This is a genomic window from Moorena sp. SIOASIH, assembly GCF_010671925.1.
Classification (GTDB): domain Bacteria; phylum Cyanobacteriota; class Cyanobacteriia; order Cyanobacteriales; family Coleofasciculaceae; genus Moorena.
Genome location: NZ_JAAHIH010000001.1, coordinates 1488459 through 1514684 on the forward strand (window position 1 = coordinate 1488459; position 26226 = coordinate 1514684).

The following is a 26226-nucleotide window of genomic DNA, read 5'->3' on the forward strand; positions in this document are numbered from 1 at the left end:
CAAAAATTATCACAATTCCTACACGGATTGCTATATTTAGCCAGTAACTCAGGGTAACGTCCATAATTGGAGAGTCATGTTATGTCTAGCCAAAACTTTCGCAAGCCAGAATTTAGCAGAGAACTGCGCTTAGGACTAGTAGTTTATGGTGGAGTCTCTCTAGCCATTTATATGAACGGTGTTTGCCGCGAATTTTATAATGCTGTTCGCGGTCGAGGTATCTATAAACTAGTTAAAGCTCTCACCGATTCTGATATTATTGTTGATATTCTCTCAGGCACGTCAGCGGGAGGAATTAATGGGGTTCTGCTTAGCTACGCTTTGACCAATAGTAGTCAGGATGAAGTAATCGATTTTGAAAACTTTTCCCAAATTTGGCGGGAAAATGGCAACATCCGCAAGCTCATGCATCAACCTAGCCTTAGTCAAGGTAAAAATGATGGGGAATCTATTTTAGATGGCAAGGGCTACTATCAAGATGCACTAGCTAAAGCCTTTGAGCAAGGGCAGAGTAATAAGAAAAAAGCACCCTCCGACGAGTGGGTATCTTCCTTTAATGAATTAGATTTATTTGTGACAGGAACTGATGTTGTAGGACGGGTTGATACCGTTTTTGATGATACCGGACGGGTGATTGATCTTAAAGACCACCGCACTATCTTTCATCTCAAGCACCGTCAAGGTCGCAAAGAGCCCTTTAATCCCAATTTTAACCCAAACAATTCAACTGTCCAAGACACCTATCAAGCTCTGGCAAAACTGTGTCGTATTACATCGTGTTTTCCAGTTGCCTTCCCTGTGGTTACCGTTGAGTTAGATAATCCTAGCAATCAGGTCGATGCCAAGTTAGTAGAATGGGGAATCCTTAAGAATCGAAAGTTACCGGAAACCCCTCCAACGGGTGGGTATCAATTGCACTTTGTGGATGGAGGGGTGCTAGATAATCGGCCTTTCAGTTACACCATCAAAGAAATGTATTATCGTGCCGACTATTATCCAGTTGAGCGCAAGTTATTTTATATCGATCCCAGTCCAGATAATTTTGCTGGCAGCCAAAAGTTTAATCAGATGCCAAAGCCTGATGTCTGGGAGGTAATCCAGGAGTCGTTGTTAGGAATGCCGACCTATGAAAGTATTAGTAATGATTTGGGGTTAATCAAAGACCGTAACCAGAAAATCCAGCGCTACCATTCTCTGCTAGCCGATGCGGAATCTCCCTTATTTGCTAAGGCTGACAACTCCCAACAGACAACGCTCCCAGTTGAGACGGGAATTTATTGGCGTAGTCGTATGATTAGCTTACGCGATCGCACATTACCTCTAGTCTTGAGAATGTCTCAAGTCAGTAGCACCAAATCTTACCAAGAAACCTTAAACAACCAAGTCCTTTTAGATAAAATAGCTAAGCTACTGACCCAACACATTACTGAACCGGAAAAACGGAAAAATAACGACATTATTCTCCAAGACCCTAGTCAACAGATTAGCAATCTCGATATCGAATATGCCTTAAGAAAGCACTTCTATATCGTTAAAAAAGTTTGTCAGTTGATGAATCAGGAGCAATCATTATCAGAGTATAAAACGCTCCAATCCCTAGCCTTAAGGCTAGGTCGTCATATTAAACTCCTAGAAGTCCTTAAGATGGCATTAACTAAGCTGTTGAATCATCCCCAGGTTAGTCAATCCTTCTATGACCTGATATCATCCTTTCAAACTAATCACAGTTCGGAGTCTACGGATAATCTGCGTAGTGAGATTTACAACCGTCTAATTCGGTTATACCGTTTCTTGCTCGATGCTGAGGGGCTAGCAGAATTTGTACCACAAAACTATCAGCAATCCTATTTAGAGAAAGTCCCAGCCTATTTATTGCAAAAATTACCAGAAGAAGCAGAACAATTAGCCGCTAACTCTGAAACCCAGACAGTTGTAAAAAGCACCATTGACTGGTTGCCCCAGCCGCTAATTGCCAGCATTTTTGAACAATTTAAGCAAAAAATTAATCAAGTAGACCAAGAAACCAATCAACTTCAAAAAATCTGGCTTGCTGAAAAATTCAAAGATAACGATACGGAAAATAATAGTAACCAATACTCTTCGGTTTTGTGTAAGATAGAGGAAGCCTCAGAGAAATTTATTGAACTAAGTGGGCTAAATCAGTCTGAAGAACTCTTGACTCGTTTTAAACGATTTCGAGAACTGGATAAAGTTCTGTATCCCTTTGAGTATCTATCTGAAATTGAGGAAAAAGACCTGATTGAGACGATTCGGATTAGTCCAGATGATGCTCAGCTGGGTTTTGGTAAAGGGCAAAAGTTAGATAGTAAACTGGCGGGAAATACCTTAAATGCTTTTGGCGGTTTCTTTAAGAAGTCTTGGCGTTCTAATGATATTATGTGGGGGCGCTTAGACGGATTAAACCGGATCGTGGAAGCTTTACTTACTCCTGAGGCGATTGCTAAGTTTCCTAAGTTTTTGAAACGACAAGCTCAAGAATATAACATTCCTGAAACGGGAGAAGAATTTGAACAGTTTAAAGAACAGTACTTAGATTTTTTAATTCAAGAGTCTTTCCCTAACGCTACCGCTGATCACCAGGATAAAATTAAAGGTCATCTACGTAAGCTGGCGATTCCTAATCCAGATCTTTCTGAAGCTGATATTAAAACAATACTGGATGATTTAGTGCTAGAAGGACATCGTGATATTCTCAGAACTGACCTACAGAATGTGATTGAAGATGAAATTTATGAACAACTAGAGTGGAGTAACCAGCGAGTTCAACCTGCTGCTGCTAACGATAGTCTAACCACAAGTCAAACCACAATACCCCAGTATAGTCTAGTTGAGGGTAGTTTTAGTGAAACCATTAGTCTACTAGCAGCTCAGGAATTAGCTAGGAAAAGCATTGACTCGTTACCCCAGGGTAAAGAAAAGTTCTTTCTCAACCATTACCAGGTGGGTTCAGAGACATTGTCAAATGATATTCCCACTACTATCCTAACCAATCTGGCTACCCGAGCTGCCCTGATTGTGCGAGATATGCTGATCACTGTATTAGGCGATCGCACCCCAGGCTTCGGTAGTAGTTTGATCTATCAAGTCTTCAATCAATCCTTACAACTATTTTATTGGTGGCAACAGATTACCCAATCATCAGGGATTAAAAAGGGTGATGGTAGTCGCCAGAAGTTGATTTCCCTGGTAGTGCAAGTAGCCTTGTTGCTGATTGCTGTCCTGTCTGTGGTTATTATCATATATCGCTCATGGGTATGGTTTGCGATCGCATTTCTGACTGGGGTGTTGTCTTGGCTTTTAGGAAATCCTTGGAAAGCTATAAAAGAACGATTAATTATCAAGGATTAATTATCAAGTATTAAGGCTGAAAGATACCTCAAGTCCAGTATCATCGGTATTGTATTAAGACTAATGAGAAATCACAAATGATTCTCTTGAGTGCGAAACCCGGAACCTGCATCTGGATTCCGCACTCACCTTTGATGTTTGACTTTGATGTTTGACTTCTGCCCAGTGATACTAATTTGTCACTGTGTTAGCCAAAGGACTTTGCTTCTAAACGAAAGTGAAGAAAACCTCCGGAGTTTGTAGCACAGTAAACTCAAGGGGACTAACATTCTGAACAATCCCAATTAATTCATCGGAAGATTCAAAGGTACCATTACCGTTAGAATCCACAGAAATAGCTAGTTGGTTGGAACTGAAAGGAGATGCCCCTAAGACATAATCATCAAGCTCTCCGACCAATTGAATCGTATCTGGCCCTGCACCATCTCCTTGTCTTCCAAATTCAGTGATCAAAGCATAGTCTTGTGCGCCTCCGTTGTCGTAAAGTATCTCATCCTGAGAAAGACCATTAGCTGGATCTGCTGCTAACCCAAGTACAAAGGTATCTTGACTTGATATACTACCTTGTAAAGTATCAATTTCTCCCGATCCAGAGTTAACACCGATAGCACCACCGATTAATGTATCCTGACCCTGAGGAAAATCGATGCTGTTACCACCAGCCAGGAAGTCATTACCAGTGCCTCCTACCAGGTAATCATTAAACGGTACATTAGGCTCAGAGGAAGAAAATTGAAGGTCGCCAAAGAGACTATCATTACCCGTTCCACCGTCAAGGGTATCATCCCCTGCACCACCTTCAAGGAAATCATTACCAGTGCTACCCCCAAACAGAGAATCATTATCCCTGCCACCGTCTATAGTATCATCACCGGCACCGCCACGAATGGTATCCTCACCATCAAAACCAATTAGACTGTCCTGATCTTGTCCACCATTGATAAAGTCATTGCCAATACCGCCAACGATGGTGTCATTACCTGGAGCACCTAGGAGGCGATTATTACCGTTACCACCACCTATGTTGTCATTACCATTACCACCATTGATTGTGTCGTCATTATCTCCACCACGAATGTCATCATTACCATCACCGCCAGAGATAGTGTCATTACCTGCCTCACCACGGAGGGTTTCATCACCGCTCCCGCCAATAATAGTGTCATTACCACCTTGAGCCAAGACAAATGTAAAACCTTCGGTTGATGATTCAAGATCAATTAATTCGCTTTCGTCTGTACCTATAAAAAATCGCATCTTAGTGTCTCCTTAAAATTGCAAAAATGTTCAGTTAATGGTCTGTCTCAGCTAGCTGATGACAGGGAATTAATCCCGACCCTGAGCCATTGCCAATGTTGAGGCAAACGTTAAGCCAAATTAATAAAGCTTCCCATAAGTTGCATGACTAACTATTTGTTTTTAGTTATGGGAAGCTTTACTTGTAAGCATTCAGCCGTCAGCTGTCAGCCGTCAGCTTAAAATAAACCTCTTTCGGGATAATTTAATATTGAGAGATTAATGAGAATTGAAAGTCTGGGGAAAAGCCCATCAGCTGACGTAACTCAGATTAAACGTTCCCGTAGCGTGGCCAAAGGCCAAAGCTGACCTCTTTTATTCAAAAGCTGAACGCGCACGCGTGCGCGTAGCGCTTAAGCTGATGACTGATAGCTGAATGCTTACCTGCACTTAGTATTAATCCCTTTTATAGCAATCCTAGAAGCGTGAACACTGACAGTTCTTAGTCAGCACTCAGCACTCAAAACTGAGCACTATTTTAGTTAAGAAGTGTTGTTCACAAATGGTTTAGCTACCTGTAGGGTGGGCAAAACCTTGCCCACCCTACCCATGGAGTCTGTGCGTAAGTCCTGTAGGATTTAGGTAGGATTGCTATAGCAGCGGAATCAATACTAGGAGAAAAAGGTGAATTGGGTCGAACTACTCAGAGCAAGACCGGTGACATCCGCCACAACACCGATCAGTTCACCAGCTTGACCAGAATTATTCTGATGGATTAAAGTATCCGTTGATGAGTCACCTGCACCAGCAAAGCTTTGCTCGACCAAAACATAGTCACTGGCACTGCCCAACAGACCGATAGTATCTTCTGCAACACTCAAGTCAGTAATCAAAGCGTAGTCATTGTTGCCAGAAGCTGTATAGAATACTCCTTGAGGCAGACGGATGTCATCGAGAAGTCGTTCGGGAATCCCCAAGTTAAACCGGTCTGCTCCTGACCCACCAGTTAGAGTATCAATTTCGCCGCCGCCAAAAGCCAAGCTAGTGTTACCTATGACATAGCCAGCCCCTGCCAGAGTATCATTACCATCATTGCCATTGAGCTGGTCGTTGCCCCGATTGCCAAAGAGTTCGTCATTGGCGCGACCGCCATTGAGCTGGTCATTGTCATCGCCGCCATAGATATCATCTCGACCGCCACCACCATTGAGGGTGTCATTGCCTCCGTTGCCAAAGATATCGTCCCGACCTCTTCGGCCTTCGACTAGATCATTGCCGCCTTCTCCACGGATGAAATCATTGCCGTCCAAGCCATCAATCTGATCAGCCTCAGCAGTTCCAATGAGGGTATTGTCGTCTGCTGTACCTGTGATTTGTGACATTGAAATTTCTCCTTAATTTGTGAGTTGATAGTCTGATGTTGAACTTTGGACAACAAGCTGTAAATCCTAGTGATATACATCAGCCAAGTGTGAACAGTCAGCGGTGTCAGCCCAATAGCTGCATGTCGCTAAACTTTCTATACTTTCAGAATACTTGGACGACAACAGCAAAATGTCTCAGTTTTTGTCTCAGTTTTTTGTCTCAGTTTTTTGTCTCAGTTTTGTCTCAGTTTTTTGTCTGAGTCCCGTTACACACTCAGATGTGTAAAACGGCTGTAATTCCCTGATCCAAAGTTCCCGATTGGCTAAAATATTGACGTTGCTTAATAATGGAATGATTTTAAGAGTTTTTAGGTGCGCTTTCCGTGATGGCGAGCAATCCCTCGCCATCACGGGTCGCACCTGTGGAATAGGCATCTTGCCGTGGAACGGGCATCTTGCGTGGAATGGGCATCTTGGTGGAACGGGCATCTTGGTGGAACGGGCATCTTGGTGGAACGGGCATCTTGGTGGAACGGGCATCTTGGTGGAACGGGCATCTTGGTGGAACGGGCATCTTGGTGGAACGGGCATCTTGGTGGAACGGGCATCTTGCCCGTTATCAATATTTTCGGGCGGGCAGGATGCCCACTCTACTCCTATTCATTCAAAGACTGACGCAACGCCGGAGCTTAGGTGCTAAAGACGAATTGCCCGTGAACCTTGTGCGATGCTTTAGCTTCTTCCGCGAGAAGCCCCACAACGAACATGCGCAGCATGAGTGTGGGATGAATCGCGGATAGGATCTCTTGGATTCGGCAAAGCCGACGCGGGGCGCGTTCGGGGAAACGAGCTATCAAACTTCTGATTAATTCGGATTGGGTCATTCCACGTCGATTTGCTTCTTGCTCTAACGGCCTTCTTTCAAAATCTGTAACTCTGATTGTTAATTTTTTATTTTTCATTTTCGCTTACCATTTGGCCGTACTTGTGTTATTCTTATTATAGGTCGAAAAACCAGGGTAAGTAAGCGTGAGAATTGCATATCAATATCGATTAAAGCCAACAAAACAACAAAGGGACAAAATAGATCATTGGCTTTCTATGCTATGCTCACAATACAATTACTTATTGGCTGACCGGTTTTCCTGGTATGAGCAGAATCGTTGTCCCAGGAATGCTTGTCCCCTTGTTTGTCACCTTCCTGAGTTAAGAGATAGCCCGGATTACTACAGTCAGAAAAAGACTTTACCTAATCTCAAAAAAACTCACCCTTGGTACAAGGACATACACTCCCAAGTACTTCAGGATGTCGTAAAAAGGGTTAAGCTAGCTTTTGATCGATTTATCAAAGGAGACAAGAACGGGAATAGAAGCGGCAGACCCAGATTTAAAAAGAAACACCGCTATCGCACGTTTACTTATCCCCAGATGAAGGAAGGGTGCTTAGAGGGCAATCTGATTAACCTACCAAAGATAGGCAAGGTTAAGGTTATACTGCACCGCCCTATTCCTGAGGGATTCAAGACTAAGACAGCTTCGATTATTAAAAAGTGTGATGGCTACTACCTGGTACTATCCCTAGAGGACGAAACAGTTCCTGAGATCAAGTCTGATATTAATCCCGACTCAATAGTTGGCATTGATGTTGGACTTAAAGAGTTCTTGACCACATCTGAAGGCGAGACGATTGAAATTCCCCAATATTACCGAAAGTCACAAAAACGTCTGAAAGTAATTCAGAAGCGTGTGTCTCGGAGAAAAAAGGGGGGTAAAAACAGACTCAAAGCTATCAAGCAACTTGGAAGGCAGCATAAAAAAGTAGCGGATAAACGGAAGGATTTCCATTTTAAAAGCGCTAATTATTTGCTTTCAAAATATGACGTGGTAGCTCACGAAAAATTAAACGTCAAAGCACTGGCCAAATCCCGATTGGCTAAATCTGTATTGGATGCCGGGTGGTCAAGCTTTCTGACGATCCTGACAAGCAAAGCCGAAAATGCTGGTTTGTTGGCGGTTCCAGTAAGCGCCCGAGATACTTCACAGAATTGTTCCAATTGCGGAAAGAAAGTCCCTAAAAAGCTGCATATCCGGTGGCATGATTGTCGAGATTGCGGATGCAGCTTAGATCGCGACCACAATGCTGCGATCAATATACGAAATAGAGCGGCAGGGCAGTCCGTTCTTAAAGCCCAGCGCCTCCTAAGGGATACCCGGATTGGCGCTTGTTGCCTACACTGAACCTGAAAGGTCAGTGTAGGAGCTGTCACGTATTTGATTCAGTGTGGTGCAAAAGGGGCATCAGCGGGCGAAGTTGCTAAGCAGGTTGATGCGATTTCCTCACGGGCCTCGTTTCACCTATCAGCACTGGAGCAGGCAGGGGTGATCTCGTCTGAACGTCAATCGCGGAATATCATCTATCGTGCAAATCTTGGAAATCTCGGGGACTTGATGTCTTTTCTTCTCAATGATTGCTGTGATAACCATCCAGACATACGGGCGTGCTGTGTTTCTGAAAATAGGTGCTGTTGAAACTTACCTATTCTTATCCCCCACATCCGGTCACCCGGTCACCCCACACCTGAGGTCTTTGTAAAAAACCTACCCTTATGAGATCTCCCCATCTCCCCATCTCCCCGCGCCCACGCCCCTAGATTATCGGTATTCAAACAGACTTGATCTGAGCTCTTGTCCAGTTTCAGTAGTGTTCATAGTCTATGGTTTTTTTGGTAATGGGTAATGCTTCGGGACTAATCACAATTACCAATTACCAATTACCAAGGTCACTAAAAAGATTGCTGCATCGCTTTGAGTTGCTCTAGCTGTTGATGTTGTTGCTTTATTTGCAGTGACAGGGAATCACACACTAGCTCACATAGCTCAAAGATAAACGGATTAGCTATTTGGTAAAAGACATTGATTCCTTGTTGATTGCGAGTGACAATCCCTGCTTTAGCCAGGATTTTTAAATGCTTGGATACATTGGCCTGACCTAAGCCTGTTTCTTCGATAATTTGACTAACATTTTTTGAGCCGGACTTCAGACAACAGATAATCTGCAAGCGACTTACTTCAGATAAGACTTTAAAGAAATCAGCGATCAGGGTCAAGGAAGTAGGGGATAACTGGGATATCTCACAGTCTGGAGGTTGCTCAGTCCTCAGAGAGGATTTTGGCAAAGAACTTTTAAGCATAATAGATTGGCTGACAGTGCTAATCAGGGCTAGGCTTTATCTATTATATTATTATACGGTAGTTTTAGGGAGTCGGGAGTCGGGAGTCGGGAGTCGGGAGTCGGGAGTCGGGAGTCGGGAGTCGGGAGTCGGGAACAGGGAACAGGGAACAGGGAACAGGGAACAGGGAACAGGGAACAGGGAACAGGGAACAGGGAACAGGGAACAGGGAACAGGGAACAGGGAACAGGGAACAGGGAATAGCGATGTATCGCTTTATTACTCTCTAATACTGCTCATAAAAAACCGTAGTTTTACCTACCAAAACTTTTGATTAATTAGCCTAAAAAAAACACTTTAAAAGAAATTACTTAAATCATAAAAATGATAGCCAAAATGCCATCAATATAAAAAACTAAAGATATAATTTAGAAAAAGGCGTTACTGATTAAGGGAATGATTGATGGTAATTGGTAATTCGTAAGCTGGTCTTCATTTAAATTTCATGGTTCTGACAGCAAGGGAGCTGGGAGATTCGGATCAGGGAGTTTCGGAGCAGGGGGATAGGGATTGACGGTTTGTTTTCTAACTAAATACTATCCACTTTAAATGGACAACAGCTTAATTGGTAATTGGTAATTGGTAATTGGTAACTGACCACTTACCACTGAACTGACTATAGGGTTTTTAATAGTTATGAGGTACAGTTAATTTTCCCTACTCCCTACTCCCTACTCCCTACTCCCTACTCCCTACTCCCTACTCCCTACTCCCTAAAATCCAAGATTTTGTACTTCACCCCACAAGAACGCCCCCTAACAGTTGTATCTAGTCCTAAAGTCAAAATAACAATGTCTAGTGATTTCCGGCTTCGTACTCTCAAACCTCAATATGAACAACTTTTTGCTACTTGTCAGCTCAGGCGAAGCTGCCTAGAGCCAACTGGCCGCATTGCTCAAGAAATCCTCCAACGGCAAGGAGACTACGGATTAGTGGAGCGGCAAACAGGGGTGCCTTGGTGGTTTGTCGGAATTTTGCACTATCGAGAGCTGGACTTTCGAGACGCTCACCTGCACAATGGCGACTCTTTAACTAATAGAACAATTCGCTACCCACAAGGACGACCCATTGCTCCACCAGCTAACGGACAACGATACACCTTTGTTGAGAGTGCTATTGATGCACTGCGCTGGAAACAGTTCCACACTGCCAAAGACCACTCAATCGGCGCAATGCTATGGGGGTTTGAGCTGTGGAATGGTTTCCGTGATGCTAAGGGGGGGAATAATTCCGAGTACCTCTGGAATGGCACCAATCACTTTAGTAGCTCACTAGGGAATCAATTGCTGGTAGGTAACAGTAATGATTCCTATGGTCAAGAGCACAAGATAGGAGCAGCAGCAATTGTTTGGTATCTGTATTACCAAGGAATGCTTAATCAACCGTTACAGTTTGCCAGTTCACAAAGTTCTGTTAATTGGCAACAGCCAAGCAACACGGGATCAATTCAGTTCCTGGATCTGCTCAGAGGTTATGGGAAACTGCCTCATCAAGATGCAGCACTAGCTTGGCTGCAACAACAGCAGTCGCCATCAGTGCTAAGGGAATTTACTCGTCGCTGGCAAGATGATGCTGATCGCAAATTAGTCTCTGTGGGGAAGTCTGCTGTGGTACAACTTTCCAATGGCACTCAGTTGCCGACTAATTTTGTACTTCCGCAACAATCTCGGAAACCAGAGAGTCGAGGCACTATGCCACAGACAGGGATTAGGCTAAGAGTACTCAGCGATACTGTGTTTAAAACTTGCACCCAGCAGTCCTATCAGCTCAAGGACTCAGAAAAAGTTTTCGTCAAGGCAGACACGGAGTTTGAGATTACATCGGATCAGCCAGCCGAGAATAAGCATATTCAGGTAGTCCTGGCCAATGTTGCTTTAGGCACACCACCAAGAAAAACCTGGTATGTCTTCTGTGACCATGTTGAAATTGAAGGGAGTGAACCCGATAACGCACCTAAGAATCAACAACAATCTGACTTAATTAAGATTAACTCTGAGAAGATTGGTCCGATTCAGTTGCCTGGATATGACAACACGGTTTACCTATCAGAGGCGATTATCACTGGTGGTCATTTTAGTTGGGCAGAGGCAACTAAAAATGGTACCCGCATTCCTACGGACAAAAGTATTGTGGAGGGCATTCTCAAAATTGCTGAGGTAATGGAGGAAGTGAGGGAATACTTTGGCAATCGCCCCATTCTGGTTAACTCTTGGTATCGCGACCCAGTAACCAATCGCCAAGTTGGTGGTGCTACACGTTCCCGTCATCTTTCTGGGGATGCTGTGGATTTTGTGGTTGAGGGGATATCGCCAATGTCGGTGAATAGACGCCTGGATTCCTGGTGGGGTTCCCGAGGTGGTCTAGCCAGTGCCAGTTCTTTCACCCATATTGATGCGCGAGGCTATCGGGCCAGGTGGAGTTATGGTTTTTGATATAGCGCTACGCCCAAGGCAAAAGGCAATAGGCAAAAGGCAAAAGTTCACTAAAACGGCGTTTCAGCTTGTATCAATGTCCTAACCTTAATGTGTAGTGCTATATATCGAGGGTTGGATCCCATGCTGTTGTCTCCCAATTGTATTGGCAAGATGGGGAGACGGGGGTAGGGGAAGATGAGCAGAGGGGCTGCCAACTGCCATAAAATATAGGACTTACGAAGTTTAGTTGGTTTTGCCCAATTTTGGGGGGAACAAAGTCACGAAAGTCCCCTAAAATTGGGGTATTTTAGGGTGCCTTGCGTAAGTCCTGTAATATAAAGAAAGGCTTCAATGTTTTTAAGGATTTATTCAACTTATAAAATTATAGAAGCTAGCTCCATTGACTATTAAGGTAAGAACCTAATGGCAGAGATAACAAACTCTTTCAATGCAGATGTCGTTATTATTGGTGGTGGTATTGCTGGCCTGGCAACGGCCTATTACCTAAGCCAGAAACAACATCTAAGTATCATATTGCTTGAGAAAGATTCTATCCCTAATCCCAACAACAGTTCCTATGGCGATGAACGCATGTATCGCCGAATGTACTCCCATGAGTACCTAGCTGAATTACAAGATTACAGCTTGAAAGAGTGGGAAATGCTTGAAAGTCAACATGATTGTCAGTTACTAAGGCAACTTGACACTCCCTCACGCTCATCAAAGATTATAGTGAGGGATTCTTAAGAGCATAAAACCCTTAATGGCTGAGCCAAACAACCTCTAAACCCTCCGATAAAATCATCGGGCTTACTTGTATGTTTACGGATTATGTTTAGTGCTCCGGTTAGAGTCGATGTCCCCTATTAGGGGGAGCACCTCTCGTGTCATACCGTACGTGCGACTTTCACCGCATACGGCTCCTGAGTATCACTGCTCCAATGTAATTGTTGGTGACAACTTTGGTGGACGGCCATAAGGTTATCCTTTTTCCAGTTTTCATGATTTCCGTCGATGTGGTGTAGGTGAATCCTTTCCTCATCTATGAATTTCAGACCACAATGTCCACAGGAATGGTTCTGCCTCTTCAAAGCCTTTGAGGTAGCATTATCGTATAGCATGGAGTTCCTTTTACGACCGTAGACTAAATCTCCGTCGTAGGGGGATTTAGTCCCTTTTACATTTACGTGTTGATTTTGTTCATACCCTACTGTTGGGAAGCCTTTCTTGCATAGTTCGGTGGCTTTATATCGGTTTACTTTCTTTTCCTTACGGAACTTTCGGTTTGCGGTTTCAGCCATAAACCATAAACTATCTCGGGAACTGCTCATGTCACAGCTTTTATGGTAATTCCTCCATCCACGTACGATTGGTGCTAATTTCTTGGCTTTAATTTCGGCACCATAATTCGAGCTATTGACTACGGCTTTAATCTTCTTACGTATGTTCCGGTGGTTTTCCTCAGAGGGGATGCATCGGAATTTTCCGTTTTTCTGGACGCGGAATCTCCACCCCAGGAAGTCAAATCCGTCTGTCGTTTTGGTTAGCTTGGTCTTTGCCTGATTAACCTCTAGACCGCGTAGGGCTAGGAAGTTGTTCACTTTTTCTAAAATTTTCTCAGCGTTATCCTTTGGCTTGAGAATGAAGACCATATCATCCGCGTAGCGGATGCTGGTGTGAACGCTCTCAATTCCATTAAGTGCAATATTGGCTAAGAGTGGACTAACCACACCACCTTGGGGCGTTCCTTGTTCCGGGAATTCCGGATTGATGCCTGCTTTTAGACATCTGAATATCCCCATCTTCAGACCCGCAGGAGCTAGCAATCTATCCATAATGGAACTGTGGGAGATGCGGTCAAAACACTTTTTAATGTCGAGTTCTATGATTCTCTTTTTGATGCCGTTGCTGTTGGATTTCAGATGTAAGAATAGCCGTTTTTGTGCGTCTTGGGCACATCGACCAGTTCTAAAACCGTAGCTGTCGGCACTGAACGTTGCTTCATGAGCTGGTTCCAGAGCAAATTTCGCGCTTACTTGCCATGCTCTGTCCTGGATGGTCGGTACTTTCAGCATTCTCGTATCCCCATTTTTCTTAGGTATTGGGATTTCCCTCAACCCTTGGTGCGTCCAATTTTCCGCACTGGAACCTAGCTTTTCAAGTACCTCGAACCTTTCTTTGTAGGTTAGGGATGCTTTCCCATCTACTCCGGCGGTTCTTTTTCCTTGGTTGAGCTGTGTCACTTGATGGACTGCCAGTAACTGTGCTGAGCGGGATTTCAGAATCAGTTTTTGCAGAGACCGAGCTTTCTTTAAGTCTCCAGCTTGAACTGCTTTATATACTCGCTTTTGTAGGCGGAAAAGGTTACGGCGGAGTTGTTTCCACTTTTGACTTTTCCAGAGGTCACTGTATTTCATACGTGTCTACCCATGCTCTTCTATAGTTTGTATATTCTGGATACCCGTCACCAGTTTCCGGTGACATCCTACCCGACAGTGGGGATTTAGTTTGGCATAACTTACCGTAGATTCGACCGGCCTACAGACCCGTTACTGCTGTCGTTTTTACTCGTTCCGTCTATCAGATTGTTTTGACGATTTAGGGCAATCCACTTTGCCTATCCTCTTCTCGGAAATTACAGATACCTTGCAAAAAGTTCTGTGAGAATGAAAGGATACAGTCGCACATTTGTATTCAGATTGTGGCTGCGCCGTTAGACACTTTTTTAGGATTTGTTTACCCATGTCGTCTCCCTAAAGCGCGGTAGTGTGGCTAATCTGCTTCACCTCTAATTCCGCCCTGGTGCCAGCTTCACTCTACAGGTTGCCGCCTGTTCGGTGTGGCCAAGATAAGGAGTCACTTGTTTCCTCAAGGAGTGGGTTTTCACCACCATCCGATAAACAGTTAGAACTTTTTGGGTTTTTTATTCCCGCGAGTCCCCCTAGTCATACCCCTCCTGTTTCAGTAGGCTCCTACTAGGAACGAGCCGCACTTGCAATCAGCGTTGATCAGCCAACCTTTACTAGTCCGGTATAATCCACGCTTTACCCTTTTCCCGCTAAATTTGTAGCTCTTCGGGTTATCAGCATTCCATACAGGTATTTTATCCAAGTCCAAGCTAGATGCCTTACTGGTATAGGATTCCTCCTGTTCGATCAATTCAATCCCATATCTGAGACAGAGGCTTTCCAGCTTGTCTTTGAACATGTAAATCGGAATCTGGAGGTGCGACCCAAGGCCGGGTTCCCCGGCCATTGGAAAGCGCACCTAGCGAATTTTTGATTGTTTCGTTTGCCCATATTGACCCTTTGTTTTAGGTCAGGGTTGTACCCGATAACAATCTTGCTGATTTTGTTCTGTATGCACCAATCTACAACATATCTAGCGGCTTTGTTGGTAAAATCCCTGATTTTGTGATTACGTTTTCTTAATAACCTAGCCTGTCGATTGGTCAAGGTTTTGATACCTTGCAAATCCTTAATAGACTGAAGTTTAGCGTGGCGTTTGTTATAGAACTGATTCTCGGATTTGATTCTTTTGCCGTCAATAATAAATGACTTTTGAGTTGTGCTAACACACGTAGCAAAATTATCAAGCCCTAAATCTATCCCCAAGACCTCACCAGTCTGCTCAACTTGAGCTAATGTTTCATTTTCATAACAATAGCAGACATCAAAATACCTAGCTTTATACTTAGGCAGAATACGAATTTCTTTGACTGTCTTGGATCTGAGTCTTTCTGGAATAGTAAACTGGACTGTCCCATGGGTTTTCTTGAATTGGCGAGACATAGGAACAGTGAACACCCAGTTTTTCGCGGGCAGTTTATTCCAATCACGCTTCCTTATTGGAATGACAAGAAGAAAATGCCCATCCTTGGGAAGGTAATTAGGAATCCTAACTTTTTCCTGGTAGCCTCCACTAGATTTAAGCTTGATCAAACCAAAGAAAGATTTAAAGTATCTATCGACAATCTTTAGGGTTTGTTGAGCAATATCCGTCGGTAACAATTTGTAATTTTCATTCTCTTTCGAGTGATAATAGTTGCTCTCGTATCGTAGATGCTTTCGTTCCTGAAAAAAGTACTGACGGACATTATAGAGTCCCACATTGAACATATTTTTGCTCAAGTGACACATCTGCCTCAGAGCTAAGATCTGCTGCTTGTGTGACATACTCCCACACTCACCTTTTCAGGTTGAGTGTGGGCTTCTTTCCAACTCCAGCCAACGCTATCGGCTTTCGCCGACGCGGGGCGCGAACGGATACTCGGAAAGCTTTACTCCTGACGGGATGCCCCACCGCCAAATTTAATATATTAATCGCCGCGTTCACATCCCTATCTGCTGTATATCCACAATGGGGACAAGAATGAATACGGTCTTTTAATTTTTTTGGTACTTTTTTGCCACAATTAGAACAGTTCTGACTGGTATTTCTGGGATTCACTGCTTTCGTTAACAACCCAGCATTTAAGGCCGTAGGCCACGCTACGCGAACGGCTTTGGTTGCAAGGATAGACAGAAATTGACCCCATCCAGCATCAAGAACTGATTTAGCCATTTTTGTTTTAACCAGACCTTTAATGTTTAACTTCTCATGAGCTATCAGATCATGGTCATCAAGTAAGCTTTTTGCAGTTTTAAAATGGAAATCTTTTCTGGCGTCAGATACCTTCTTGTGAGCTTTCCCCAACTTAACAACAGCCCTCTTTCTGTTGTTACTCCCCTTTTTAGACCTACTAACAGCTTTTTGGATTTTCTTTAATCGTTTTTGAGCTTTTCGATAGTACTGAGGGATTGGTACCTCAGTACTATCGGATTTTATCAAGAACGACTTGAGACCCATGTCTATCCCGATAGGATTAGAAACGCTGTCTGCTGGGATGATGTTTGGGACAGAATCGTCTTGAATAGATAGCGTAATATAGTAACCATCGGCTTTTCGGGTTATAGTGGCTGTTTTTATTTTGAAGCCTTCAGGAATTGGCCGATGGTAAACCATTTTAACTTTTCCAAATTTAGGAAGAGTTAAAATGTTGCCATTTATAGAGTTCTTAGAAAGGGCAGGAAAAGTAAAAGATTTGTATCTATTTTTGCTTTTGAACCTCGGCCTGCCACTCTTTTTACCATTGCTATCACCCTTTAGAAAGCGCTTAAAGGCTAGGTCTACCCGTTTAACGCAATCTTGCAAAACTTGAGACTGAACTGCCCCGTACCAGGGTCTGTTTTTCTTCAGCTGAGGCAGAGTTTTCTTTTGAGAAAAGTAATCAGGATTATCCCTTAACTTTGGTAGATGACACACCAAAGGGCAAGAATTAACAGAACAACGATTTTGCTCATACCAGTTAAACCTGTCAGCAAGCAAGTAGTTATATTGATGACGTAACAAATCAAGCCATTTTTCTACTTCCGCTTCCTGTGCTTTTGTCAACCTTAGTCGATACTGGTAAGCTAATCTCATTGTTGCCATATCCTGTTTTTCGACCTATTATTAGGATAACATGCGTTGCAACAAGTGTCAAGTCAAAAATGAAAGATCAAAGATTTGTAATCAGGATGACTAGCTTTGAAAAACGGCAATTAAAACAGGAGGCCGATCGCAGAGGAATGACTCCATCCGAATTGCTCAGAAGCTTGATAGCTCGTTTCCCCATCCCGGAAGACCCTGTGCAAAATTCATCCCACACTCATGCTGCGCATTGAGGTGTGGGGCTTCTTTTGCTAGACAGCTAAACGAAGATTATTAACTTGAGTTAGCATCCAGTATTCCCTCTACCGACACTAGTATTTGAGCGGAAATGTCTAAGACACGCAACAGATCCAATCTCCAATTCCCAAGGGGCTGTGTGCGGAACCTGCGTCCGCACTTTATACGCCCCGTCTCCCGCGCATGAAGCGCGGGTATAACGGGAGTCCCCTTGGAGTTGAAAGATGGCTTAATTGTATTCCACAGCCTACTGGGCATCCTATCGTGTTTATGAGAGACCTGACATACTTTTAGGTATAAACAATAAATTTTAAAAATCTCAAAGCTATACACAGTAGTAGTATTAGGCAATCCAAGTTAACAGCATACCATAACAGGTATCAACTAGCCTAATTTACTCTCTTAAAATAATACAGGAGTCCCTCCATTAAGTCAATCGGGTCGGGGATTTATTATCGGTTAGTCCTAATATCCAATGTCACCTCAACCTGAGGGGTTGTGGGGAGGGTGGGGAGATGGGGAGATGGGGAGATGGGGAGATGGGGCAGATTTTTATTAAGGGTAATTATCCTGAGATGATCTAAGCATCCTGGTTGGGCTTATTCTTTGTAAATGCGAAGATAGGTTTGTACATAATCCATAGAGAACTGACCGGGATTCTCTCGAATCCTAGCTGTAAATCTTTGGTAGAATTGGTTGACAATATCAGAAATGTCTTGATTGGATCGATTGCTTAGGGCATTTCTCAATGTATGTTCACTCCAAGAGCGAGTCGCTTGGGTGAGACCTTGGGCAAATTTCTCTGCATCCCTATCATCTTCGTACTGAGACCGATAAGGGCACCGAATCAGCATGGTTCGGGTATCTCCTAATCGTAAGCCAGCTTGATAAACTTCACTTTGAGGGTCTTCAAGACACGCAGTAAACTCGGCTTCTGTTCGGTAATAACTTTGTGATGTAGCGCCAACATACTCTTCTGGTTGAATCAATTCCTCAATCTGCATTTGTTTCCAAATTTCGTGCAGAATATCTTTCAGGTTCAAGTCTACCAGGTTGTGCCCTACATAGCGCCCTTGTTCGTCTACGGATAAGTTGACGGTTACTATTTGACCTCCAGATTTGAGTTCTTTAGCTCTAGCCAGGAGAATAGTGCTCCAGTCAATCTGTGACTGTGCTTGAAAAATTGCTTTATCTTCTACTGGGGCAGAAACATTGACATCAATATGATTGCTTAGATGTTTGGGTAGCTTACTTAGCCAGTGCATGGCTGTGGAGGAGAAACCAAAGTCTAGACTATTGGGGGGACAAACAGGTTCATAAAATGATCGTGGAACCATTGAAACTACTAGATTTTGATCACCCTGCATCAATAACGTTGCATTTTTACCTAGGGCATTAAAGTCATTACTGGGTAAATCGTTAAATATTACTTCAACAAAAGCCCCGTTATTTTTTTCTTTTATAGTAGCAATAATCTGCTGCCATAATCCTTGGCTAGTACCACCGTCTGCAATGCCGTAATCAGCTAGTCTTACCTGTGAATAGTTTTGGATGGGCTGGATTGCTTTTGCTACTAAATCCCCAGCAGCTTCGAGACAAAGTTTGGCTCCAAGGGTGTTGATTTAGTAGTTCGATGCCATATAAATTTCCATGTCATATCCTCTAAAATTATGAGTATTTTTTATCCTAATTAAAAAAAAAATCGTCCAAAAAAATAGAAAATTACCTGCCAAATTTTGGTGGTTTATCGGCTATAATTTTTAATTAGTATTATAGCCATTGGTCACCAGTTAAGGAATCGCGGAATTTGTCAGGGCAAACCCATCTAATTACTATGAATCCTATCAGTAAATTCAAGCATAATCAATCTACATAGGAGTAGACATCTGAAACTAAATAATTTACGGTTATTGCGTACTGATTATACTAAGTTTTCATAAACGCCTAAAATTATTACTAGGCAATACTTTTAGGTTTTGAGATACTATGTAGTATAAACGATCAATTATCATCAAAATCTCAAAGCTATACACAGTAGTAGTATTAGGCAATCCAAGTTAACAGCATACCATAACAGGTATCAACTAGCCTAATTTACTCTCATAAAATAATACAGGAGTCCCTGCATTAAGTCAATAGGGTCGGGGATTTATTATCGGTTAGTCCTAATATTCAATGTCACCTCAACAGTAATGACCCTGTTAATTTTAACAATAATCATAACTATTATTATAAATTTACTGAGAAAATTCCTAAAACCATTGATTTTATCTAAAACCATTACCAGGGTTGGGTTTAACATAGTGAAACCCAACCTAAGAAGCCAGAAAAGTCAGTCAAGTGGGTATCTGACATCAGTAGGATGTCACCTAGAATACCTGTCCTCTAAACCAAACACCTTTCGATCTCCTGGTGAGAGCTGATAAATTTTAGCTGTTTGCAACCACTCATATATAGCCTCCGGCTTGAGCCACACCCTGGCAGTCCCATTGCTGAAAGCAGTGAGGATTTTGGTGCCATCGGGAGAAAACACGGCGGAGTTCACAGCAGCATTATTGTCTCTCATCACCAGGATTAACCTACCGTTTAAATCCCACAACCTGGCAGTTTTATCAGAAGAAGCAGAGAGAATTGTTTTACCATCGGGAGAAAACACCGCTGAATTAACATCAAACTTATGTCCTTGCTCACGACCTCCTCCAAAGGTTCGGATCTCGTTTCCATTCAAATCCCACAGCTTTATGGTGTGATCTGCTGAAGCAGTGAGAATTGTTTTACCATCAGGGGAAAAGACGGCGGAATTAACAGCATCGGTATGTCCTTTAAAATCAGTAATTATTTCTCCGTTTACGTTCCACAACTTCGCCAGTTTATCGTTAGAAGCCGTAATGATTTGCTGGCGGTTAGGAGATAGCGCAGCGGAATTAACTACCCCCTTGTGTCCTTTGTACTCTGATATTTCTATAAGTTCACTGCCACTAAAATTCCATAACTTGGCAGTTTGATCGTAAGACGTAGTGAGAATTTGCTGGTCATCTTGGGAAAAGCTGGAAAATTTAGCACCATTCCTACCAAATATCCTTAAGTTATTATAGTGATCATGTAAATTAATAGCCATGATCAGGCGATCGCCTTTTCCATTCCATAACCGAGTTTTGCCATCATCGGAAGTCGTGATAATATAGTTACCATTAGGGGAGAAAGCTGCTGTTTTTACAGAACAGTGATTCCAGACATCACAGTCATGAGGAAGTTGCTTGAGCAATTTTCCGCTCAGATCCCATAAATAAGCGTTTTTATCGGTAGTGGCTGTCAAGATTTTTGTGCCGTCAGGAGAAAACACAGCAGAATTCACAGATGCTGAATGTCTAAAAGTAGAATTAACTGGTTGTTGGGTGATATCCCATAACTTGACTGTAGAGTCATCAGAGGCGGTGATTAGTTTGTCTCCATGGGGAGCAAACGCTGCAGTAGTAACCGATAATTGATGACCGATTAAATTAGCGATCGCGTTTCCATCCAAATCCCAAATTTTCGCACTATCATCATCACTAACGGTAATAATGTGATTACCGTCTGGGGAAAACAAGGCTTTTTTGACTGCCTCGGAATGTCCTGCTAAGGTTTTAATTAATTTTCCATCCTTATTCCATAATTTGGCAGTGCCATCTTCAGAAGCAGTAAGGATTTGATCACCGTCTTGGGAAAAGAACGCTGAATTAACCCAACCGGTATGTCCCTTAAATATGTGGATCAGCTTGCCATTGTGGTCCCACAATTTAGCTGTCTTATCTTTACTGGTAGTAATAATTTTAGTTCCGTCTGGAGAAAATACCGCAGAGGTCAGACCGCAATGATAATCCTTTATATGTACATGCCAACAGCTATCCTGATCTAGAGTTGTGATCAAATTCCCATCCTTATCCCATAATTTGGCAGTTTTGTCCCGTGAAGCGGTGAGAATTGCTTGACCATCAGGAGAAAAGACCGCAGAGACGACTATATCTTTATGCCCGCTCAAGGTCTTAATTAGTTGTCCGTGTTTATCCCATAATTTAGCCGTCTTATCTTCAGAAGCGGTGAGAATTGTCTGACCATCTGGGGAAAAGACGGCAGAATTAACCTGGCACTGACCGTTGCGGACGCAATCGTGCCCTCGTAAGGTATTGAGCAAATTGCCTTCCTTATCCCACAACTTAGCCGTTTTATCCTGTGAGGTAGTCACTATTGTATTGCCATCTGGGGAAAATACAGCAGAATTAACCCTAGCAGAATGTCCGGCTAAGGTAGTGATTCGCTCCCCCTTGAGATTCCACAATCTTGCTGTGGTATCCTCTGAAGCCGTGAGAATTATACTACCATCCGGCGAGAATACTGCACTAGTCACAGCCCTTTTATGTCGCATATTGGCAGAGTAAAAAAAGAAGCGGCGATGAATTGCTGAATGGTAGGCTATACTCAGCAATTGTGAAACCTCAGGCACTTGATGGGTATTGTCAATCTTATAAGCAGCCTCGGCAATGCGTAAAGCCTTCGTCGGGTGTCGTTTTAAAAACGTCCTTGCTTCTGAAAGAAGATGGTTTACTCTAGCAATTTTGAGGTTATATTCAGCCAACTTCTTTTCTTGAATTTGATGGATAAGAGTGCCAACAGCCGCTACCAATGCTATAATGACTCCGACAATAAATAATTTTTGTTGTCTAACTCTTTTCTTCTGTTCTGCTAATCTTGCTTTCGCTTCCTTTGTACGTTCCTCCTGCAACCGTATAATTTCTACTTGTCGCTGTTTTTCGGCTTCTCTTGCCGCTTCAATAGTGTTGTTACTAGCTTCAAGAAATTCCTTCTGTAAAGGAGTTGGGGGAGGATATTTATGATCTTGCTTAGCTTCCAAGAACCACTTTTGGGCAATGGAAAACTCAATCCCCCGCAACAGCAAGTCAAGACTTTTGTGGTTTTTTTCCCATTCCAAGGATCGCTGAGACAACTTGGTGTGGTTATGGACATGCTCTCGGTCAGTATCTAGGGTTCTGATCAATTCACTGAAATTGGCATAAAAATCTCCCCGATAATTTCTAAAGTCTATCCACTGTATCCTCGCTAATGCGGGATGTAACACTTTTGCTGCTACTTCGTGATGTAATATGGTCACAAACCGTTTATTTAAACTCTGGGCGTATTCCACCTCATCTGCACAATAGGGTGAATTCACTGAGCGAGGGGAAATGATAAATAGAAAGTTGTCAGAATTTTCAATACCCCGATAAATTTCCTGCTGAAAATCACTCCCTGGAGGAATACTTTCTTGGTCAAACCAAGTGCTTTTTCCCTGCATCTCGAGTGCCTCGTTTAACTTACGGGCAAAATCGGAATCTGCTCGGGAATAGGAGATAAATACTTCTAAAGAGGATGAGGGTATTTGATGGCTACTTTCAGTAATAAATTCGTGATGAATAGGTAGGGGAGGATAAGAGTTGCGTTGCTGATTAAGAGTCAGCCAATTTTGATAATATCGCAAATTGTATCCCCGCAGTAAAATGCTGGGATTCAGATTTTGATTTTTCCATTTAATCGCCTTTACTAATAACCTCTTATGGTCTGAGTAGTAGGGCTGTTCCTGATGCAATCCCTTAATTAATTTGTCAGCATCAATGCGGTATTTAGCTTCATCATTATAGGTAGTAAAGTCAATAAATTGTAACGCTCTGATATGGGGAGGTATCCACTCTAGTTCTGTGGATTCAATCAAGAGGGGAATAATCCGTTTGTTGTTAACCAAGGCGTGGGTGATTTCTTGCTGACAATAGTCTGATTTCAGGGAAGCAGGTGAGATTAAGTAGACAATATTATCAGCTCCCTCAATCCCTTGATAGACTACGTCTTGGAATCGGGTACCGGTTTCAATATCGGTCTTATTAGTCCAAACAGTAAAGCTTTTCCGCATTAAGGTTTTAGCAATTTTCTGCATCACCGGCTTATCTTGATCGGCGTAGCAGATAAATACCTGGGTCAGAAGGTTATTGGCATTCTTAGTGCTTTCAGAAATCAACTCACACTGTAGGTCTGTAGGAACACAAGGAGGTTGCTGATCAGTAAACCTAACCTTTAGCCAAGATTGAGCCTGTTTTTTCTCTTCTCCAATTAACAAATAGTTGGTTTGTTTGTGATGTCTAGACCACTCCAATGCCTTGACTAAAATTTCTGTATGTTGTCTGACATAATCACCTTGATGGTGGATTACCTTGAGTAACCCAGCCAATGATGTTTCAAAATCCTCTGTATTATCTCGGAAATAGACCCAGTTAATTTGTTGGATAATTGGATGCATCTTATCCCAACAATCCGTAGGTTCAACATGGAGTAGAGGGATGATGCGTTTGTTGAGTTTAACGGCGAGTTGAATCTCTTTGAGACAATAGGGAGATTTTACTGAATGGGGAGCAATGATAAATAGGAAGTTATGAGATTTTTCAATGCCATCATCAATTTGATTTTGGAAGTCTACACCCAGAGGAATATCCTGTTGGTCAAACCAGATGCTGAAACCAAGTTCGGTTAATCGTTGGTGTAGTCGGGTAGCAAATGCTTTGCTATCAGCTCGTCCGTAGGAGATGAAGGCATCGAAAAAAGTCTTCATGGAAGTTTGGTAGTTAAGTAGGGATTCTAGGTAGTAGCTATTTGAGGGGAACTTGGGCTCACAAGTTTTAGTACCTACAGTTATAGAATTCCCTAAAGTTATGCTAAGGTAACAGTTTTACCATTAGCTGCTTAGCAGTCAGCAATCAGCAGTCAGCAGTCAGCTCACTGCTTACAGTAGGCTGCATCCCCTGAGTATTGTTGTCTAGAAAATCTCTAGTCTAGTAGGGTGGGCAAAACCTTGCCCACCCTACAGGTAGCTGAGTCTAGTCTAGTAGGGTGGGCAAAACCTTGCCCACCCTACAGGTAGCTGAGTCTAGTCTAGTAGGGTGGGCAAAACCTTGCCCACCCTACAGGTAGCTACAGGTAGCTTAAAGTGGGCTAGAAAATGTCTAGTAGGGTGGGCAAAACCTTGCCCACCCTACAGGTAGCTGAGTCTAGTCTAGTAGGGTGGGCAAAACCTTGCCCACCCTACAGGTAGCTTAAAGCATTTGCTCAGCTCGTTGGACAAAGGTGTAGAACTGTTCCCAACCGTTGTAGCCTCCATTGACTAGCCTGCGGACTTTGCGCCAGTCTCCATCTCTGGCTGCTTGATACACCTTGCGGTCATAGAAATAGCAGGCTAAGATTTGAGCAGCAATTTTGGGATTGAGGGCAAGTTCCGGATTCTTTTCTAAGGTGCTGCCTAGACCAATTTTTTGGCCGTAGTCCCTGTAGTTAGCCCGACCGGTAATTTGAATAAAGCCGCGCCCATGATAGCGGGCTCCATCTCCTGGTTGGGTATTGCCCAAGTCTTTGCGACCTTCGTACATTTTGGTGAAGTATTTGGAATCACCGTATTCATCGATAGGACGGAAACCACCGGTTTCGACACCGATAGTAGCGATCGCAGCAATCAAGGTTAGCTTGTCTAAAATCTTCTTTTCCTCAAGACCAGCTAGCACGTCTGGTAGATAAGTCTGGACATCTTTGAGGGGACACTTGAGAATATCCGCGACTACCTCAGGGCTTACAAAATCCGATTCGGGAGGACAGGGGACTGAATTCTGAGAGTCCTGAGTTGGAGGAGTCAGGTCATGGTTGTTGTTTTCCGTTAAGGGAGTGCTTTCGAGTTGTTCGAGTTGGTTGGGTTGAGTCAACTCATCCTCATCCTCTTCTTGCCAAACCATAGGAGTGTTGTTTGAGGCTGAGGTAGTTAAATCATCCAATAAGACGATGGAGGGAGTTCCGCCATTACTGCTGGTTTTGAAACGATTGCCTTCGATTTGGCTAGGATTAACGAACTCATCTAAGACGATGGAGGGAGTTCCGCCATTACTGCTGGTTTTGAAACGATTGCCTTCAATTTGGCTAGGATGAACGAACTCATCCCCGTCTTCTTCCTGCCAGATTCTTGGAATATCGTTAGCAGAGGGGTTTGCTGGAGCATTAAAGGTATGGGTTGGGTCAAATTCCTGAGGAAAGGGATTACCAGGATTACCCCCTCTGAGGGGGTAATCATTTGGGAATTGGGTGGCTTCTCGAATCCGTGGCTGTTGTAATTGTTCGTTGAGTTGTGACTGAGCCATACCTAGGTTTGGAGTTAGGTTTTGACCTGGGTTTTGAGTTATGTTTTGAGATAGGATTAACTCTGTTTGCTCCCTGGCCTGTTCCTGGTCGTGCTCAAGCTCGCTGATGTATCCTTCTACATCTTTCCTGATCAGCACCTCTACACGGGAGGAAAACTGGGTAAATGCCTGGGTGTGGTTTTCTACACGTCGGTAAGGTCCACTTAACTGAAGAAATTGCCAGCCTTCTATCTTCATGGCTTCTGCGGTGTTGCGATACTGAGTGTAGTGTTTCCCATATTGAAATAGCTCCTCTACAGCGGCGCTAATTGCCACTACCTGACTCAGTCCAAAGGCAGTCCAACCCAAGGCTACTCTGATTTTACCGTCGCTGCTGTTGATACCGACTAAAGCGGGAACAATTACGCCTCCGATAATGGTGAGCATTCGCAGGGCATAATAGTGGTTGCGACACTGATTTGCTCGCTTGTCTAACCACAAAACTTGGTCGAGCCAGCGAGCTTTAATAAACCGCTTCTGCAAATCCGATAGATCAATCGCATCAATCAACCCACCTATCTCTTCTTTAAATTTTTCCCGATAAGACCGTTTTTTTAACATGATTCACTCGTCCTGTTTACTTGAGAGGATTCCCCAGACCTATACCCCACTGTTATGGATGAAAAAAACACCTTGACAAGGGTTAGGTACATGTATGGATTGT

General features: G+C 43.2%; 16 protein-coding genes. 6 read left to right on the top strand and 10 right to left on the bottom strand.

Translation table 11 applies throughout. The annotated features are described in order from the left end of the window. The first annotated feature begins 81 nt into the window (after nt 1-81). Nucleotides 82-3369, top strand: a complete 3288-nt coding sequence (locus F6J90_RS06495; protein WP_293091634.1) for a patatin-like protein — start codon at nt 82-84, stop codon at nt 3367-3369. A 207-nt stretch (nt 3370-3576) separates the two neighbouring features. Here the strand turns inward: F6J90_RS06495 and F6J90_RS06500 are convergent, their stop codons facing one another. Both F6J90_RS06500 and F6J90_RS06505 read right to left on the bottom strand, forming a co-directional pair. Further along, complete coding sequence (locus F6J90_RS06500) at nt 3577-4626, bottom strand: calcium-binding protein (RefSeq protein WP_293091635.1); 1050 nt, start codon at nt 4624-4626, stop codon at nt 3577-3579. A 650-nt stretch (nt 4627-5276) separates the two neighbouring features. Next, a complete protein-coding gene (locus tag F6J90_RS06505) occupies nt 5277-5987 on the bottom strand; it encodes a calcium-binding protein (protein WP_293091636.1) in 711 nt (236 codons plus the stop codon). 423 nt (nt 5988-6410) lie between these two features. On the opposite strand from F6J90_RS06505, the gene F6J90_RS06510 reads away from it, so the two are divergent. After that, nucleotides 6411-6644 carry a hypothetical protein gene (locus tag F6J90_RS06510; RefSeq protein ID WP_293091637.1) on the top strand — a complete coding sequence of 78 codons (234 nt, stop codon included), beginning with the start codon at nt 6411-6413 and terminating at the stop codon, nt 6642-6644. Nucleotides 6645-6658: 14 nt separating this feature from the next. Here the strand turns inward: F6J90_RS06510 and F6J90_RS06515 are convergent, their stop codons facing one another. Next, nucleotides 6659-6931: a CopG family transcriptional regulator gene (locus tag F6J90_RS06515; RefSeq protein WP_293091638.1), complete on the bottom strand. Its 273-nt coding sequence runs from the start codon at nt 6929-6931 to the stop codon at nt 6659-6661. Between the two features lie 67 nt (nt 6932-6998). Here F6J90_RS06515 and F6J90_RS06520 point away from each other — a divergent pair, with 67 nt between their 5' ends. After that, entirely contained in the window at nt 6999-8207 is a 1209-nt protein-coding gene (locus tag F6J90_RS06520) for a transposase (RefSeq protein WP_293091639.1), read from the top strand. Between the two features lie 545 nt (nt 8208-8752). On the opposite strand, the gene F6J90_RS06525 is transcribed toward F6J90_RS06520, so the two are convergent. Beyond that, a complete protein-coding gene (locus F6J90_RS06525) occupies nt 8753-9160 on the bottom strand; it encodes a metalloregulator ArsR/SmtB family transcription factor (protein ID WP_075904748.1) in 408 nt (135 codons plus the stop codon). Between the two features lie 16 nt (nt 9161-9176). Between F6J90_RS06525 and F6J90_RS06530 the strand changes: the two genes are divergently transcribed. The 3 genes from F6J90_RS06530 to F6J90_RS06540 all read left to right on the top strand — a co-directional run bounded on the left by F6J90_RS06530 (nt 9177) and on the right by F6J90_RS06540 (nt 12360). Continuing rightward, nucleotides 9177-9473 carry a hypothetical protein gene (locus tag F6J90_RS06530; protein ID WP_293091640.1) on the top strand — a complete coding sequence of 99 codons (297 nt, stop codon included), beginning with the start codon at nt 9177-9179 and terminating at the stop codon, nt 9471-9473. Between the two features lie 517 nt (nt 9474-9990). Then, nucleotides 9991-11631 (top strand): D-Ala-D-Ala carboxypeptidase family metallohydrolase, encoded by a 1641-nt coding sequence (locus tag F6J90_RS06535; protein WP_293091641.1) that lies wholly within the window; start codon nt 9991-9993, stop codon nt 11629-11631. A gap of 405 nt (nt 11632-12036) precedes the next feature. Continuing rightward, entirely contained in the window at nt 12037-12360 is a 324-nt protein-coding gene (locus tag F6J90_RS06540; RefSeq protein WP_293091642.1) for an FAD-dependent oxidoreductase, read from the top strand. Nucleotides 12361-12500: 140 nt separating this feature from the next. On the opposite strand, the gene F6J90_RS06545 is transcribed toward F6J90_RS06540, so the two are convergent. The 6 genes from F6J90_RS06545 to F6J90_RS06570 form a co-directional block, all read right to left on the bottom strand. Next, on the bottom strand, nt 12501-14030 hold the full coding sequence (locus tag F6J90_RS06545) for a reverse transcriptase domain-containing protein (RefSeq protein ID WP_293091643.1): 1530 nt from the start codon (nt 14028-14030) through the stop codon (nt 12501-12503). Nucleotides 14031-14768: 738 nt separating this feature from the next. Next, nucleotides 14769-15788 (bottom strand): transposase, encoded by a 1020-nt coding sequence (locus tag F6J90_RS06550; RefSeq protein WP_293091644.1) that lies wholly within the window; start codon nt 15786-15788, stop codon nt 14769-14771. A 10-nt stretch (nt 15789-15798) separates the two neighbouring features. Beyond that, nucleotides 15799-17076 (bottom strand): transposase, encoded by a 1278-nt coding sequence (locus F6J90_RS06555; protein WP_293091645.1) that lies wholly within the window; start codon nt 17074-17076, stop codon nt 15799-15801. Between the two features lie 845 nt (nt 17077-17921). After that, nucleotides 17922-18944 carry a hypothetical protein gene (locus F6J90_RS06560; RefSeq protein ID WP_366513721.1) on the bottom strand — a complete coding sequence of 341 codons (1023 nt, stop codon included), beginning with the start codon at nt 18942-18944 and terminating at the stop codon, nt 17922-17924. A gap of 743 nt (nt 18945-19687) precedes the next feature. Further along, nucleotides 19688-23956: a TIR domain-containing protein gene (locus F6J90_RS06565; RefSeq protein ID WP_293091646.1), complete on the bottom strand. Its 4269-nt coding sequence runs from the start codon at nt 23954-23956 to the stop codon at nt 19688-19690. A gap of 481 nt (nt 23957-24437) precedes the next feature. After that, nucleotides 24438-26123, bottom strand: coding sequence for a DUF4231 domain-containing protein (locus tag F6J90_RS06570; RefSeq protein WP_293091647.1), 1686 nt, complete (start codon nt 26121-26123; stop codon nt 24438-24440). Nucleotides 26124-26226 lie beyond the last annotated feature (103 nt).